Here is a 14,546-nt window from a genome sequence, read left to right as displayed (position 1 = left end):
GACGACGCTCGGGTCCAACCAGCAGACTGCGTGGGCGGCCGTGCGGAGCCCTTCACGCGTGGGCGACTTCCGGGACATCCATGTTGTACAGCACCCGCTGGCGCAGGGCCTCGATCAGCCCCAGGCCGATGCTGCCGGTATCGTTGTCGATGGGATGAATGTCGCTGCCGTTCGGGGTGAAGGCGTACTGTGACTGCAGCACGATCGGCACCCCGGGAAAGGCCCAGGAGACCTGCTGCAGGGCCGAGTGGCTCTGCTCCTCGTCCATGGAGGGATTGAGCAGGATCACATCGAAGGGCCCGGCGCACAGGGCATCGGGCAGCCGCTCCACGCCGCTGACATGCTCGATGGTGCAGTTCCTGTTCAGCGCCGCGTTCACCAGCCCGGCGTTGAAGGCATCCGGTTCGATATGCAGGATGCGGGGCTGATAGCTGCGCGAGCGCTGGCAGGCGGTCTTGATGGCGAAGATCACCCGCGCCTGGTCGGCGGCCTTGCGCACCCATTCGGGCTCGGTGCCGTCGTCATCGAGTTCCAGGTCGACATCGAGCTGCGCAGCCAGCCGGGTCGGCAGGGTGGATGCGCGCTCGGTGCGCATGGACGTGACCAGAATCGGCAATTCCACGCCCAGTACACTCAGATCGTGCAGGAAGGTGATGCTGTCCTGGTCCGCCAGCAGCAGGCTCAGGGTCATGGCATCAAAGCTGTGGCATTCCAGTTGCCGCAGCGCCTGGCGGGCGTTGCCGGCGGTATCGACCCAGAAACCGGCGCTTTCGAGTTTGCGTGCCAGCTGGATGCGGAGTGCTTCGTCATGTTCGCAGACCAGGATTCTCGGGCTGTGCCCCATATCAGACCTCTTGTCGTTCTTGTCCGGTGTTCTGTTGTCACCCATCCCTGACCTCGTTGTTTCCGCCGGCCCCCCTGTGCCCGGCGTCTGCGCTGTTAAGTGCATATCGACCCGCGAGCGCGTTTATTTAGCGGAGCCCGGGATGCGCCGACGAGCGTGCGCCTGCATCCGGCACGAACTCAAAACCCTGAATTTTTCAGGGCCTTGACCATGCATTTCGGTGCTGATGTGCGTAAGATTGTGGTTTTGAGACTGAACCGCCGACAGCCGGGCTGTCGGCGGCTGATCCGATGGAGGATGCATGCGGCCCTCACAGTTGATGACGGTCCTGGAACGCGAGTTTGTCAGTGCCGAAGAAGGCCATCACACCCCGGTCATGGTCTGGGGACCGCCGGGCGTGGGCAAGTCGCAGATGATCACCCAGATCGCGGAAAAGCACGGCGTGCCGGTGATCGATATCCGGCTCTCGCAGATGGAACCGAGCGATCTGCGCGGCATTCCGTTCCGGGTGGGGGATTTCGTCGAATGGTCGATACCGGCCATCCTGCCCAATGCCGAACGCCATGGCACGGCCGGCATCCTGTTCCTGGACGAGATCACCTCGGCCCCGCCCAGCGTCTCGGCCGCCGCCTATCAGCTGATCCTGGACCGGCGCCTGGGCGAGTACCGGGTGCCGGATGGCTGGGCCATCTTCGCCGCCGGCAACCGCCAGGGCGACCGCGGCGTGACCTACACCATGCCGGCACCGCTGGCCAACCGCTTCTCGCACTTCGAACTGGACGTGAACCTGGACGACTGGGTCGCCTGGGCCTATGCCCATGGCATCGACGAGCGCCTGATTGCCTTCCTGCGCTTCCGGCCCGAGTTGCTGTTCGATTTCGATCCCGCCCACAACCCGGTGGCCTTCCCGTCGCCGCGCTCCTGGGAGTTCGCCCACCGCGCCCTGCACAAGTTCGCCGGCCAGCCGCGGCTGCTGGTCGAGACGCTGCAGGCCTGCGTCGGCCCCTCAGCCGGCATCGAACTGGGCGCCTTCGTCGACAACCTGGACAAGCTGCCGGACGTCGACGCCATCGTGCGCGGCGAGACCGTGCCGGTGCCGAAGGAGACCGATCTCCAGTACGCCGTGGCCAGTGCCCTGGTCGGCCGGGCCATCCGCTATCGTGAGACCGGGGAGGCCCAGGAGGTCTATGGCCGCATCATCGACTACGCCGGTCAGTTCCCCGACCGCGAGATGGGCGTGATGCTGGTCTCGGACATGCACCGCGCCGTCGGCCAGGAACTGTTCAACGTGCCGCAGTTCTCCAGCTGGGCCAAGGCGGTGGCCGACGTGATGCTCTACGACGTCTGAGGAACGGTTCATGGCAGCGGATGTCGAGACCAAGCTGAGTGCCGCGCGCACGCGGCTGATCCTGGACAAGCCCTTCCTGGGGGCGCTGGTACTGCGCCTGCCCATGGTCGCGGCAGACCCGAAATGGTGCAGAACCACCGCCACCGACGCCCGCAAGTTCTACTACAACGCCCAGTACATCGACAGCCTCAGCCTGGAGCAGGCCCAGTTCATCCTGGCCCACGAGGCGCTGCACTGCGCCCTGTCGCACTTCGCCCGCCGCCAGCACCGGGTCAAGCACCGCTGGGACCTGGCCTGCGACCTGGCGGTCAATCCGCTGCTGATCAAGGACGGGCTCAAGCCGCCGCCCAACGCCCTGGTGATGGACGAGTTCGACGGCATGACCGCCGAGGAGATCTACCCGGCGCTGGACGACATGGATGACGAGCCCGAAACGCTCGACGATCACCTCTACGACAGCGATGATGCCGACGACGGCCGCAGCAACGACGGCGGCGGCGCCGGCCGGCCGAAAAACGACGATCAGGGCGGGGACGGCGAGGCCTCCGAGGGCGAGCTGGATCCGTCCGCCGGCGGTGCGCCCCAGCCCAAACCGCTGACCGAGGCCGAGAAGGAATCGCTGCAGGTCCAGTGGCAGCAGCGTCTCGCCGGCGCGGCCCAGCAGGCCCTGCAGGCCGGCAAGCTCAGCCCCGGCATGGCGCGGCTGGTCGATCACCTGCTCGCCCCCAAGCTGCCCTGGCGCATGCTGCTGGCCAAATACATGTCCTCGGTGGCGCGCGACGATTACAACTATTCCCGCCCCTCGCGCCGGGAGGGGGCGGCCATCCTGCCCAGCCTGCGCACCTCGCAGATCGACGTGGTGGTGGCCCTCGATACCAGCGGCTCCATCAATCCCGAGGAGATGGCCGAGTTCGTCTCCGAGATCGATGCCATCAAGGGCCAGGTGCGGGCGCGGGTCACCCTGCTGGTGTGCGATTCCGAACTGGCCGGAGACGGCCCCTGGGTATACGAGCCCTGGGAGGAGTTCAAGCTGCCGCGGGAGTTCAAGGGCGGTGGCGGCACCCGCTTCACCCCAGTGTTCGACTACGCCGCCCGGCGCGACCGCGCCCCCGATCTGCTGATCTACTTCACCGATGCCGAGGGTGAATTCCCCCGGCAGGAGCCGGTCTACCCGGTGTTGTGGCTGGTCAAGGGCAAGGCCGGGGTGCCCTGGGGCCAGCGGGTTCAGCTCAACTGACAGCGGCAGGTTCCGCTGGAATTTGCCAATCCAGTCAAAAAAACGTCATGCCCGGCATGACGTGTCTCCCCGAATGTGATCCAGTTCCGCTTTGGGCTTCAAGGCGCTCTGCCAGCATGACGCTAGTCGAGACAGGCACAGGGAACCCGAGCGCGACTGGAACGCATATTGCTTCGGTCCGGTGGTGCCATCCATTTTCCGAGTTGCCTCAGGGTTGCCTGAATCGAGAATCGCCATGCTGTCAGAGACCGCGACCAATACTGCGCGCCACGGCGACATCTGCCGTCGCATCGAATGCGTCTACGAACTGCCGCCCATGCCGGAAATGGCGCGTCGGGTGCTCGAGCTGCGCCACAACCCCGACGCCGACATCAGTGACCTGGCGGCGATCGTGGAACTCGACCCCAGCCTGGCCGCCCAGGTGGTGCGCTATGCCACCTCGCCGCTGCATGGCTACCGCGGCCGTATCAACTCCATCCAGGATGCCATCACCCGGGTCCTGGGCTTCGATCTGGTCATGAACATGGCCCTGGGGCTGGCCACCGGCCGCTCCTTCCGCAATCCGGTCGACGGCCCGCTGGGCCTGCACGCTTTCTGGCGCCACGCGGTCTACAGCGCGGCGCTGGCCCAGGCCATCGTGCGGCGGATGCCGCGTGAACTGCGTCCCGAACCCGGCATGGCCTACCTGGCCGGGCTGCTGCACAACTTCGGATTTCTGCTGCTGGGCCATCTGTTCCCACCCGAGTTCAAACTGCTCAACAAGCTCGCCGCGGCCCAGCCGGATGCCTCGGTCACCGCACTGGAACGGTGCATGCTGGGCATGGGGCAGGCACGGGATGCCTTCGAACTGGGCCATGCCCGTCTCGGCGGCTGGCTGATGCGCTCCTGGGAACTGCCGGCCGAGATCCAGATCACGGTGTGCGAACACCACAATCCGGACTACGCCGGTGAGCATGCCGTGTATTCGCATCTGGTGCTGCTGACCGACCATCTGCTCAAACGTCATGACATAGGTGACGCCCCTGACGGGGAACTGCCGACTGCCAGCCTGACACGAATCGGTGTGGAACCCGATGTCCTGGAGGCGTTGACCGCGTCCTTGATCGAGCAGGGCGGCGAACTGGACGGTATGGCCGGCACGCTTGCCGGGACCTGAACAGGCGTCTGGACAGTTGCCGGGCGCCGCAGATGTGCCAAAAATACGGCACGGATTGCCCGTGGAAACAAGGAAAATTCAATCCAGGTGATCAAAATAATTTATGGCAATCTGTAAGTTATTTCTTACATAAAAATCATATCATTAGAATATTCGTATTGACTTCCACGGATTTTTAAAACTTAACATTCTGATATAAATAAAAATAATTTAGTTTTTGTCAGAAACTCTCCCACACTGTGCCCGCCCCGGTCATAGCAAAAACTTAACAGGCGTAATGTAAAGTTTTCCAGACGCTCTGAGCGCGCGTTGTCGTTTGATGGTGATCAGGGTAACTTACCCACAACTGCGGTCTTCGGGAAAAGGGGCTATTCCTGCAGATCGTCAGATTACAGGCGGGTGATGCAGGACCAGTGCAGAGACTGGAAGCCGAATAATAAACGGTATATAGAATCAGTAGATCACGCAGTCTATACCGCGGCATACCAAACCTCATCTCCGGATACCCTCGCTTGTTCTTTTCGGGCGGCATGCGCCCAGCAAATGCACATGGACGTGATGAACGGGGACCGTGATCATGGCCGGTGCAGAGGAAAAACCAACCACAGTGACCGGGGCGGGCACCAAGATCCTGCGTCTGATCGCGGCCCTGCGCCAGAGCGAGGCGGGGGCGCTGATCTACAACCAGGTCGAGTCCATGCTGCGCGACCTGCAGGGCGAGAACTGCGACGTGCAGACGGCCTATGCCGCCATTGCTGCCGGCCTGCTCGACGCCTGGATCCGGATGCTGCCCGCCGGTCACCCGCTGCAGGTCCAGCTGCGCCTGCTGCAGAACCAGCTCCAGCCACCCCTGTCACATGCCGAACTGCAGGCACTGCGCCTGAGCATTGAACGGCTGCCCGAGCAGGCGCCGCATCCCGCTGATATCGATCCCGCCGTGCTGGGCCAGGCGGTGCGCCCACTGCTGGAGGCCTTCGGTATCGAGGCCCCGTCCGCGGCGGCCGGGGCGGGGCAGGCCACAGCCGGGCGGGCGCAGGCGGAAGCGCCGCCGCCGCCCCCGCCGGCAGAGCCCGAGGCGCCCGGCCACGAAGACGCCAGTCCCCGGGCCGTGCTGCGGCGCGAGACCCCGGCGGCGGACAACGCCGAACTCCCGGAGCCCGACCTGACCGAAGAGCAGCGTGACAGCCTGCGCCGGCGCGGCTTCGATGAACTGCAGGCCGGGCTGGCCCAGCATGTGCTCGAGTCCATCAATCAGAACCAGGAATTCGGCGTACTGCTGGAGGTGGTGGCGGGCGAGCTCAAACAGTCGGAAGGTATCCAGCAGCTGGAGGATCTGCGCTGGACCCTGCTGCGCGAGGTGGAAAAACTGATCGCCGGCAATCGGGAACTGGCCGAGAAGCTGGACCATACCCACCAGTACCTGCGGGTGCTTGAATCCGACAGCCGCCAGCTCAGCGACGAACTCTCCCGCGTGCGCATGCTGAGCCTGACCGACGAGTTGACCGGCCTGTCCAACCGCCGCGCCTTCCTGCGCCGGCTGGAAGACGAGGTCGCCCGCGTCCAGCGCTACGGCTTCCCCCTGACCCTGGCCCTGATCGATCTGGACCACTTCAAGGAGGTCAATGACGAGCACGGTCATGCCGCCGGCGACGAGGTACTGCGGGTCTATTCCAAGAACATCCTGTCCATCTTCCGCCATCACGACCTGGTGGCGCGCTATGGCGGCGAGGAATTCGCCGTGCTGCTGCCCAACACCGACATCGACGGTGCCAGCCGGGCCCTGCACAAGGTGGCCGAACGCTGCAAGGAAACCCGCTGGCAGGCCAATGGCGAGGTGCATCCGGTGCCGACCTTCTCCGCCGGCCTGGCGCTGTACAAGCCCGGCGAGACCTCCAGCGGTTTCATCGAGCGGGTGGACAAGGCGCTCTATCGCGCCAAGAGCCTGGGCCGCAACCGCATCGAGCTGGATATGACCTACCAGAGCCAGGGCCGCAAGAGCGCCGGCGGCCACAACGGCGACCCGAGCGACTGAAAATCCCGCGGTTTTTCCCTGATTTCCCCGTATCCGGCCGGGATTCCGCCGGCATTCCTGGGCATCCGGCCGGACGGGCCGTTATACTGGAGATCAAACCTACCCCGACTGGAGAACCGTTTTGGCTACCGTCGAACTGACCAAAGAGAATTTCGAGCAGATCATCACCGACAACGATTTCGTGCTCATCGATTTCTGGGCCGAGTGGTGCGGCCCATGCAAGAACTTCGCCCCCATCTTCGAGGAGGCCTCGGAGAAATATCCGGACATCGTTTTCGCCAAGGTCGACACCGAGGCGCAGCAGGAACTGGCGGCCTACTTCCAGATCCGCTCCATTCCCACCCTGATGATCTTCCGCGAGCGCGTGATCATCTTCTCCCAGCCCGGCATGCTGCCCGGCAGCGCCCTGGACGAGCTCATCGGCAAGGCCAAGGAGTTGGACATGGATCAGGTGCGCAAGGAAATCGAGGAACAGCAGCAGAACCAGCAGCAGGGTTGAGCCTGTTCAGGCTTCTACGCCACTGACGCAGAGGGCGCAGAGACGCAAAGGAAAGAATGATTGCCACACAATGAACGGCATTCACTTCAGCCGTCATTCCCGCGAAGGCGGGAATCTATTGACCACAGTGGCTCCTGGATCCCCGCCTTCGCGGGGATGACGTAAGATCTGTCAGGCATTCAGCAGGTTTGATTTTTTCGATATTTCTCAGCGCCTCTGCGCCTCCGCGTCCTCTGCGTTCCCACCCCCTGTAGTAATATTCATTCCGGAAACACCAGCCTAACCACATCCTGATAACGTGCGGCGAAATGCGCCGTCATCTTCTCGGTGATGTGCCCGGGCAGTTCCTCGTAGTCGCGCCGGTTGGCCTCGGGCAGGATCACCTCGAACACCCGGTTGCGCCGCGCGGCGATGACCTTCTCGCGGATGCCGCCCACCGGCAGTACCCGCCCGGTCAGGGTCAGCTCGCCGGTCATGGCGACCGGCCGTTTGATGCGCTGGCCGCGGGCCAGGGACAGCAGGGCGGTGGCCATGGTGATGCCGGCCGAGGGCCCGTCCTTGGGGGTGGCGCCCTCGGGCACGTGCAGGTGGACGAAGGCCTCGTCGAAGAAGTCCCGGCGCCCGCCGAATTCCTGCAGGTGACTGGCGACGTAGCTGTAGGCGATGTCGGCGGACTCGCGCATGACTTCGCCCAGCTGGCCGGTGAGCTTGAAGCCGCGGTTCCTGCTGTGCACCAGGGTGGCCTCGATGTTGAGCGTGGCGCCGCCCAGGGCGGTCCACGCCAGGCCGGTGACGATGCCCACGCCGGCAAAGGGCCGTTCGCGGGCGAACACCGGCTTGCCCAGCAACGCCTCCACCTGCTGCGTGCCGATGCGCACCGGTTTCGCCTTACCCTTTGATTTTCTGCCCACGAACTGCACTGCGGTCTTGCGGATCAGCTTGCGCAGCTGCTTCTCCAGGTTGCGCACGCCCGCCTCGCGGGCATAGCCCTCGATGACGCGGCGGATGGCCGCGTCGGTGATCCGCAGTCGGGTGCGCGGGATGCCGGCCTTGTCCAGCTGCCGCGGCCACAGGTGGTGCTTCGCGATCAGCACCTTCTCTTCGGTGATGTAGCCCGACAGCCGGATCACCTCCATGCGGTCGAGCAGCGGGGAGGGGATGGTGTCGAGCTGGTTGGCGGTGCAGATGAACAGGGTCTTCGACAGATCCAGCCGTACGTCCAGGTAGTGATCCAGGAACTCGCTGTTCTGCTCCGGATCCAGCACCTCCAGCAGGGCCGAGGCCGGATCGCCGTGGAAGGAGGCGCCGATCTTGTCGATCTCGTCCAGCATGATCACCGGGTTGACCACCCCGGCCTCCTTGAGTGCCTGGGCGAACTTGCCCGGCATGGCGCCGATGTAGGTGCGGCGGTGGCCCTTGATCTCGGCCTCGTCGCGCATCCCGCCCAGGCTGAAGCGGTAGAAGCGCCGACCCAGGGCATCGGCCACCGAGCGGCCGATGGAGGTCTTGCCCACGCCGGGCGGGCCGACCAGCAGCAGGATGGAGCCGGCCACCTCGCCCTTGAGGTTGCCGACGGCGAGAAACTCGATGATGCGGTCCTTGACGTCTTCCAGCCCGTCATGGTCACGCGCCAGGATGTCCCGGGCATGGTCCAGGTCGAGGTTGTCCTCGGAGTAGCGGCCCCAGGGCATGCTCGTCATCCAGTCGAGGTAGTTGCGGGTGACGGCGTATTCGGGCGAGCCGGATTCCAGTACCGAGAACTTCTGCAGTTCGTCGTCGATGCGCCGCTGCACCGCCTCCGGCATCGCCAGGTTCTCCAGCCGCTGTTTGAAGCGTTCACTGTCGGCGGTCCGATCGTCCTTGGAGATGCCGAGTTCCTTCTGGATCGCCTTGAGTTGCTCGCGCAGGAAGAACTTGCGCTGCTGCTCGCTCAACTTCTCCTCGACCTGTTCGCGGATCTCGACCTGCAGGCGGGCGACCTCCAGTTCCTTCTTGATCAGCACCAGGACCTTCTTCATCCGTTCCAGCACGTCAAGCGTCTCCAGCACCTCCTGCAGTTCGTCGCGCGAGGCGGTGGTCAGGCTGGCGGCGAAGTCGGTCAGCGCCGAGGGCTCGTTGGGATTGAAGCGGTTGAGGAAGAACTTGAGTTCCTCGCTGTAGAGCGGATTGAGCGGCACCAGTTCCTTGAGGGTGTTGATGATGGCAATGCCGTAGGCCTTGAGTTGCTCCTCCTCATCGAGCACGTCGTCGGGGAATTCCACCCGCACCAGGTAGGGCGGCTGCTTCGATATCCAGTCCAGGATGCGGAAGCGCTGCAGGCCCTCGGCGATGAACTGGAGCTTGCCCGAATTGCGCATGGGATGATGCATGCGCACGGCGGTGCCGATGAGGCGGAAATCCTCGGGCTGCGCCTGGTCGGCGTCGCGGGTATCGACCACCACCAGCCCGGCCAGCTGATGGGCGGTATCGCCGATGGCCTTGATGGTGTCCACCCAGGGCGTGTCGTTCATCAGTACCGGCACGCTCTGGGCCGGAAAGAAGGGCCGTTCGGTCAGCGGCAGCAGGTGCAGGGTGTTGGGCATGACCTCGCCCGGCAGGGCCAGGTCCGAGCCCGGTTCCGGGGGCGGCTGCGAGGTGATGATGCGTTCGGCGTCGTCGGAGGGGCTTGTCATTGGTTGTTCCCGTCGTCGATGATAGATCGCAAACATGGGACGGAATGCGGGCTGTTTCAACCCGATCATTGCATGATTGCGGTTGCCCTGCCCATTGTCGTCAGCCCGGCCTGTGCCGGAATGACGGGAAAACATAGTCTTGTAGGTCGGGTTAGCGCAGCCTAACCCGACAGCAGGGCGGTCCGGGTGTCGGATTACGCCCTTCGGGCTAATCCGACCTACGGGTTTGGCGATGGATTCATGATTGTTCCGTGTGCTTCCGTGGCCGTAAACAGCCTTATACCAACCCGGCAAAGGGCTGGATCTGCACCATCGCGCCGGCCTCGGCGCCGCCCGATTCGGCCGGTAGAATGATGAAGCAGTTGGCCCGGCTCATGGACGTCATCAGGTGCGAGCCCTGGCCGCCGGTGGGGCGGACATGCAACTCACCGTTGGCGGTCGCCTCCATGAAGCCGCGCTGGAACTCCAGCCGGCCGGGGCTTTTCTTCAGCGCTACGGCGACGCGTGCCTGCAACAGCGGCGGCGGCGCCGGGGTGGTGCCCATCATCTTCTCCAGCGCCGGCTGGGTGAACTGGTAGAAGGTGGCCATGACCGAGACCGGGTTGCCGGGCAGGCCGAAGAAGCGCGCTGCGCCCAGGCGGCCGATGGCCAGCGGTTTGCCGGGCTTCATGGCGATGCGCCAGAAGTCGATTTCGCCCATGGCCTCCAGGGTCTCCTTGACATAGTCGGCCTCGCCCACCGAGACCCCGCCGGAGGTGATGACTGCGTCGGCCTGGGCGGCGGCGTCGGCGAAGGCCATGCGCACCGCATCGCGGCTGTCGGGTATCACGCCCAGATCGATCACCTCCGCGCCCAGCCGGGTCAGCATGGCGTGCAGGGTGTAGCGGTTGCTGTCGTAGATCCGGCCCGGTCCCAGCGGCTGGCCCAGCCCGACCAGTTCGTCGCCGGTGGAGAAGAAGGCCACCCGCAGCCGGCGCCGGACCCGCACTTCGGCCTGGCCCAGCGAGGCGATCACGCCCAGCTGCGGCGGCAGCAGCCGGATGCCGGCCTCCAGCACCGTCTCGCCGGCACGGATGTCCTCGCCGGCGTGGCGGACATTGGCACCGGCCTTCTGCCCCGGACCGATGCGCACGCGCCTGCCGTCGACTTTGACCTGCTCCTGCATGATCACGGTGTCGGCCCCCTCGGGTATCACCGCCCCGGTCATGATGCGCACGGCCTGGCCCGGGCCTACGCTACCATCGAAGGGGGTGCCGGCCATGGCCTGGCCGATCAACTCGAATGCGCAGGCAGTGTCGGCAGCGAGGTCGGCACCGCGCACGGCATAGCCGTCCATGGCCGAATTGGCGAAGGCAGGCACGTCAATGCCGGCGCGCACCGGCTCGGCCAGGATGCGGCCGAGGGCGCTGCGCAGCGGCAGCATCTCGTCACCCTCGATGGGCGCGACGGCGTCGAGGATGCGGCTCCGGGCCTCGGCGACCGGCAGCAGTTTCTGTTCGGGGGCGGCACAGGGGTCCTGGTTACTGGCTGTCATGGCGAATCCATCAGGTTGAACGGACGTAGTCGAGAATGAAGGCAGTGATGGCCGGGATGTCGTTGATGTCCAGCTGCGGCAGTGTCGTGTCCACCACGGCATCGCTCAGCACGGCCATGATCGAGTCGTCGTCGGGATAAAGCAAGGGTTTGCCGGTGGCCGCGCGATGCAGTTCCAGCTTGGGAAAGCGTTCATGGCGAAAGCCCTCGACCAGGATCAGGTCCAGTGCGTCGCGGTCCAGCTGCCCGATGAGTTGGGTGAGGTCGGCCTCGTCCTGTTCCGGGGTTTCCGTCATCAGCGCCCAGCGCCGGCGGGAGGCGATCAGCAGCTGGCCGGCACCGGCCTGGCGCAGCCGGTGGCTGTCCTTGCCGGGGTGGTCGATATCGAAGTCATGGTGGGCGTGCTTGATCAGACCGATGCGCAAGCCCTGTGCGCGCAGCCGTGGCAGCAACTGTTCCAGCAGGGTGGTCTTGCCGGTGCCGCTCCAGGCGGCGAAGCCCAGCACCGGCGGTCGGTTGAACAACTCTTGCATCACTGCAACCCCTTGATGGCCACGCAATCCACGAAACCCACTAAAGGGGTTATTGCTTGCATTGCCATGGCGCTATGCGCCTGGCAATGCATACACAAGGCATTTTTGTGGTTTTCGTGGATTGCGTGGCCATTCACAGCATAGCCTCGATGCGCCGCAGATCCTCCGGCGTGTTGACGTTGGCGAACCAGTCCGGGTGGTCGCTGCAGTCCACGATCACCGGCGTCAGCGACTGCAGCCAGGTCTGCGTCTTGCGCTCGCCTGCGTCCAGGAACCGGCGCAGCGACGGCGCCACTTCGCGTTTGAGCAGGCAGAAGGTCGGCTGCAGCCGTCCGCTGTCGCGGGCCAGGCAGGCGATGCCGCCCTGACTGTCCTGGGCGGCGACGAGCCGGTCAAACAGTGCCGGCGATGCCAGCGGGGTATCGCAGGGCATGACCAGCAGGCGCTCTGTTTCCAGCTGTTCCAGCGCAGTCAGGATGCCAGCCAGCGGGCCGGGGTAATCGACCAGCGCGTCGGCCAGTACCGGCCAGCCGCGGCGGGCGTAGTCGGCCCGGTGGCGGTTGGCGCTGATCAGGATGCGCGGTGTGAACTGGCGCAGGACGGCGATGGCGTAATCGACCAGGGCGTGGCCGCCCACCTCGATCAACCCCTTGTCCCGCCCGCCCAGCCGGGTGGCCCGGCCGCCGGCCAGAATCAGGCCGGTGAGATCATGACACACAGTGGCGGTGGCGGACATGGTTGAGGACAGGGCAGCTGGTACGGTTGCATCAAGGGGATTCTAGCACTGTGCGCTGTTTCATTTCCGCGGGCGGACGGGGGTAGAATCCCACGCATCCATTCATCGCTTCCGGAGACCTTCCATGACGCCTTTGCTTCGCGGGTTCCCCCTCCTGTTCGCCGCCCTGGCCCTGCCGCTTGCCGCTGCCGAGGACGACCACTACAACCGCATCCGCTTCCAGGTGGAGGTGAGCGAACGCGTCGCCAACGACCGCATGCAGGCAGTACTGGCCGCCGAAACCGAGGCGGCTTCGGCCGATGAGGTGGCCGACAGCATCAACCGGAGCATGCGCTGGGCGCTGGAGCAGAGTCGCGACATCGAAGGCGTCACGGTCAGTACCGGCAGCTACCGCATCACGCCCGTCTATCGCAAGGACCGGCCGGAACGCTGGCGCGGGCTGCAGGAACTGCGCCTGGAAGGCCGTGACTTCGCCGCGCTGGGGCAGCTGATCGGCACCCTGCAGCAGCGGCTGCAGATCAAGCACACCGGCTTTTTCATCGCCGCTGCCACCCGCGAGGCGGTCGAGACGCGCCTGATCGATCAGGCGATCGAGCGCTTTCAGCAGCGGGCCGGTCAGATCCGTCAGCGTTTCGGCGCTGAAACCTACCACCTGGTCGAGGCCAGTGTGAACGCCGCTGGCGGCGGCCAGCCGCAGCCGCTGCTGCGGATGCAGGCCATGGCCGAGGCGGCGGCGCCGCCGGCCCTGGAAGGCGGAGAGGGCGAGGTCACAGTCAGCGTCAGCGGGGTGATCGAACTGGAGTGAACAGGCCGGGGATTCGTCCCGGCCTTGATTTCGGTCATTACCCGTGGCGCGGGATCTGTACTAGATTCAAAGACAGGGAAGAACATCAGCGCCGGGGAGGTGCCCATGCAGATTCCGCTGGAACTCACTTTTCGCAATATGGATCCCTCGGATGCCGTGGAAGCGGCAGTTCGGGAAAAGGTCGACAAGCTGGAACAGTTCCACACCAGCATCACCAGTTGCCGGGTGGCGGTGGAGGCGCAGCACCGTCACCACCACAAGGGCAATACCTACCGGGTGCGGGTTGACCTGACCCTGCCCGGGCACGAGTTGGTGGCCAGCCGCGACCCCGGTCAGAATCACGCCCATGAGGACGTCTATGTCGCGCTCCGCGATGCCTTCAATGCCGCCCGGCGCCAGCTCGAGGCGCTGAACCACAAGCAAAAGCGCCACGTTAAGTATCACGAGGCGCCGCCGCACGGGCGCATCCGCCTACTGGACCGGGATCACGGCCGCATCGAGACCGCCGACGGCAGGGATATCTATTTTCATCGCAACAGCCTGGTCAATGGGGATTTCGATCAGCTCGAGCCGGGGGACGAGGTCCGCTTCGACGAGGAAATGGGCGACGACGGGCCGCAGGCGAGCAGCGTGCACGCCATCGGCAAGCATCATATCGTGGGGTAAGCCCGGTGGCCCTGGCGCAGACCCTGAAGGCGCACCTGGAGCGTCACGGTGTTGCCTGGCGCACGCTCCGGCATCCCGCCACCGCTTCCAGTCACGACACGGCAGCCGTCGCGCACGTCCCCGAGGACCACATCGCCAAGGCCGTGGTGGTGCGGGATGAGCGGGGCCCGGCCATGGTGGTGATCCCGGCCAGCCACTGGCTGCGCCTGGAAACCCTGAACGCAAAGCTCGACCGCGGCTTCGGCCTGGCGGACGAGTCCGGGTTGGACCGGTTGTTTCCGGATTGCGCCGCCGGCGCCATTCCACCGGTCGGTCCGGCCTACGGCCTGGAAACCTTCGTCGACGAAAACCTCGCCAGCCTGGCCCGGGTCTTCCTCGAGGCGGGCGATCATGAAGCGCTGATCGAGGTCAGCGGCGAGGATTTTCTCCGCCTGCAGGACGGGGCCCGCCGCGATTATTACAGTCACGACGGCACCACCTGAACC

General features: G+C 65.1%; 13 protein-coding genes. 8 read left to right on the top strand and 5 right to left on the bottom strand.

Features of this window, described 5'->3' with window-relative positions; translation table 11 throughout:
• Positions 1-52: 52 nt before the first annotated feature.
• Entirely contained in the window at positions 53-889 is an 837-nt protein-coding gene (locus CFK21_RS12015) for a response regulator (protein ID WP_157745653.1), read from the bottom strand.
• A 256-nt stretch (positions 890-1,145) separates the two neighbouring features.
• On the opposite strand from CFK21_RS12015, the gene CFK21_RS12010 reads away from it, so the two are divergent.
• The 5 genes from CFK21_RS12010 to trxA all read left to right on the top strand — a co-directional run bounded on the left by CFK21_RS12010 (position 1,146) and on the right by trxA (position 7,116).
• Positions 1,146-2,192, top strand: a complete 1,047-nt coding sequence (locus CFK21_RS12010; protein ID WP_096366881.1) for an AAA family ATPase — start codon at positions 1,146-1,148, stop codon at positions 2,190-2,192.
• A 10-nt stretch (positions 2,193-2,202) separates the two neighbouring features.
• The gene (locus CFK21_RS12005; RefSeq protein WP_096366880.1) at positions 2,203-3,429 is read left to right on the top strand and encodes a vWA domain-containing protein; all 1,227 of its coding nucleotides are present in this window, start codon (positions 2,203-2,205) and stop codon (positions 3,427-3,429) included.
• A gap of 235 nt (positions 3,430-3,664) precedes the next feature.
• Positions 3,665-4,585 (top strand): HDOD domain-containing protein, encoded by a 921-nt coding sequence (locus CFK21_RS12000; protein WP_096366879.1) that lies wholly within the window; start codon positions 3,665-3,667, stop codon positions 4,583-4,585.
• A gap of 577 nt (positions 4,586-5,162) precedes the next feature.
• Complete coding sequence (locus tag CFK21_RS11995) at positions 5,163-6,617, top strand: GGDEF domain-containing protein (RefSeq protein WP_157745651.1); 1,455 nt, start codon at positions 5,163-5,165, stop codon at positions 6,615-6,617.
• Positions 6,618-6,738: 121 nt separating this feature from the next.
• Positions 6,739-7,116 (top strand): thioredoxin, encoded by a 378-nt coding sequence (gene trxA / locus CFK21_RS11990; RefSeq protein WP_096366877.1) that lies wholly within the window; start codon positions 6,739-6,741, stop codon positions 7,114-7,116.
• A 260-nt stretch (positions 7,117-7,376) separates the two neighbouring features.
• On the opposite strand, the gene lon is transcribed toward trxA, so the two are convergent.
• The 4 genes from lon to mobA all read right to left on the bottom strand — a co-directional run bounded on the left by lon (position 7,377) and on the right by mobA (position 12,590).
• Positions 7,377-9,788, bottom strand: coding sequence for an endopeptidase La (lon, locus tag CFK21_RS11985; protein WP_096366876.1), 2,412 nt, complete (start codon positions 9,786-9,788; stop codon positions 7,377-7,379).
• A gap of 277 nt (positions 9,789-10,065) precedes the next feature.
• Positions 10,066-11,322, bottom strand: coding sequence for a molybdopterin molybdotransferase MoeA (gene moeA / locus CFK21_RS11980; RefSeq protein WP_096366875.1), 1,257 nt, complete (start codon positions 11,320-11,322; stop codon positions 10,066-10,068).
• 10 nt (positions 11,323-11,332) lie between these two features.
• Entirely contained in the window at positions 11,333-11,854 is a 522-nt protein-coding gene (gene mobB / locus CFK21_RS11975; protein WP_096366874.1) for a molybdopterin-guanine dinucleotide biosynthesis protein MobB, read from the bottom strand.
• A gap of 133 nt (positions 11,855-11,987) precedes the next feature.
• The gene (gene mobA / locus CFK21_RS11970) at positions 11,988-12,590 is read right to left on the bottom strand and encodes a molybdenum cofactor guanylyltransferase MobA (RefSeq protein ID WP_096366873.1); all 603 of its coding nucleotides are present in this window, start codon (positions 12,588-12,590) and stop codon (positions 11,988-11,990) included.
• A 124-nt stretch (positions 12,591-12,714) separates the two neighbouring features.
• Here mobA and CFK21_RS11965 point away from each other — a divergent pair, with 124 nt between their 5' ends.
• From CFK21_RS11965 to CFK21_RS11955, 3 genes are all read left to right on the top strand, one after another.
• Positions 12,715-13,395: an SIMPL domain-containing protein gene (locus CFK21_RS11965; RefSeq protein ID WP_096366872.1), complete on the top strand. Its 681-nt coding sequence runs from the start codon at positions 12,715-12,717 to the stop codon at positions 13,393-13,395.
• A 105-nt stretch (positions 13,396-13,500) separates the two neighbouring features.
• Entirely contained in the window at positions 13,501-14,061 is a 561-nt protein-coding gene (gene hpf / locus CFK21_RS11960; protein ID WP_096366871.1) for a ribosome hibernation-promoting factor, HPF/YfiA family, read from the top strand.
• A gap of 5 nt (positions 14,062-14,066) precedes the next feature.
• Positions 14,067-14,543, top strand: a complete 477-nt coding sequence (locus tag CFK21_RS11955) for an aminoacyl-tRNA deacylase (protein ID WP_096366870.1) — start codon at positions 14,067-14,069, stop codon at positions 14,541-14,543.
• The last annotated feature ends 3 nt before the right edge of the window (positions 14,544-14,546 follow it).

Source organism: Thiohalobacter thiocyanaticus, assembly GCF_002356355.1.
Classification (GTDB): domain Bacteria; phylum Pseudomonadota; class Gammaproteobacteria; order Thiohalobacterales; family Thiohalobacteraceae; genus Thiohalobacter; species Thiohalobacter thiocyanaticus_A.
Note: the sequence above shows the minus strand (reverse complement) of the source record. Positions and strands in the feature narration are given on the sequence as shown.

What these genes read in the sequence shown, in the direction of transcription:
- moeA (WP_096366875.1), bottom strand. Translation starts at nt 11,322, where the DNA reads ATGACAGCCAGTAACCAGGACCCCTGTGCCGCCCCCGAACAGAAACTG.
- CFK21_RS12005 (WP_096366880.1), top strand. Translation starts at nt 2,203, where the DNA reads ATGGCAGCGGATGTCGAGACCAAGCTGAGTGCCGCGCGCACGCGGCTG.
- mobB (WP_096366874.1), bottom strand. Translation starts at nt 11,854, where the DNA reads ATGCAAGAGTTGTTCAACCGACCGCCGGTGCTGGGCTTCGCCGCCTGG.
- CFK21_RS12000 (WP_096366879.1), top strand. Translation starts at nt 3,665, where the DNA reads ATGCTGTCAGAGACCGCGACCAATACTGCGCGCCACGGCGACATCTGC.
- lon (WP_096366876.1), bottom strand. Translation starts at nt 9,788, where the DNA reads ATGACAAGCCCCTCCGACGACGCCGAACGCATCATCACCTCGCAGCCG.
- CFK21_RS11965 (WP_096366872.1), top strand. Translation starts at nt 12,715, where the DNA reads ATGACGCCTTTGCTTCGCGGGTTCCCCCTCCTGTTCGCCGCCCTGGCC.
- CFK21_RS12010 (WP_096366881.1), top strand. Translation starts at nt 1,146, where the DNA reads ATGCGGCCCTCACAGTTGATGACGGTCCTGGAACGCGAGTTTGTCAGT.
- CFK21_RS12015 (WP_157745653.1), bottom strand. Translation starts at nt 889, where the DNA reads ATGGGTGACAACAGAACACCGGACAAGAACGACAAGAGGTCTGATATG.
- hpf (WP_096366871.1), top strand. Translation starts at nt 13,501, where the DNA reads ATGCAGATTCCGCTGGAACTCACTTTTCGCAATATGGATCCCTCGGAT.
- CFK21_RS11995 (WP_157745651.1), top strand. Translation starts at nt 5,163, where the DNA reads ATGGCCGGTGCAGAGGAAAAACCAACCACAGTGACCGGGGCGGGCACC.
- mobA (WP_096366873.1), bottom strand. Translation starts at nt 12,590, where the DNA reads ATGTCCGCCACCGCCACTGTGTGTCATGATCTCACCGGCCTGATTCTG.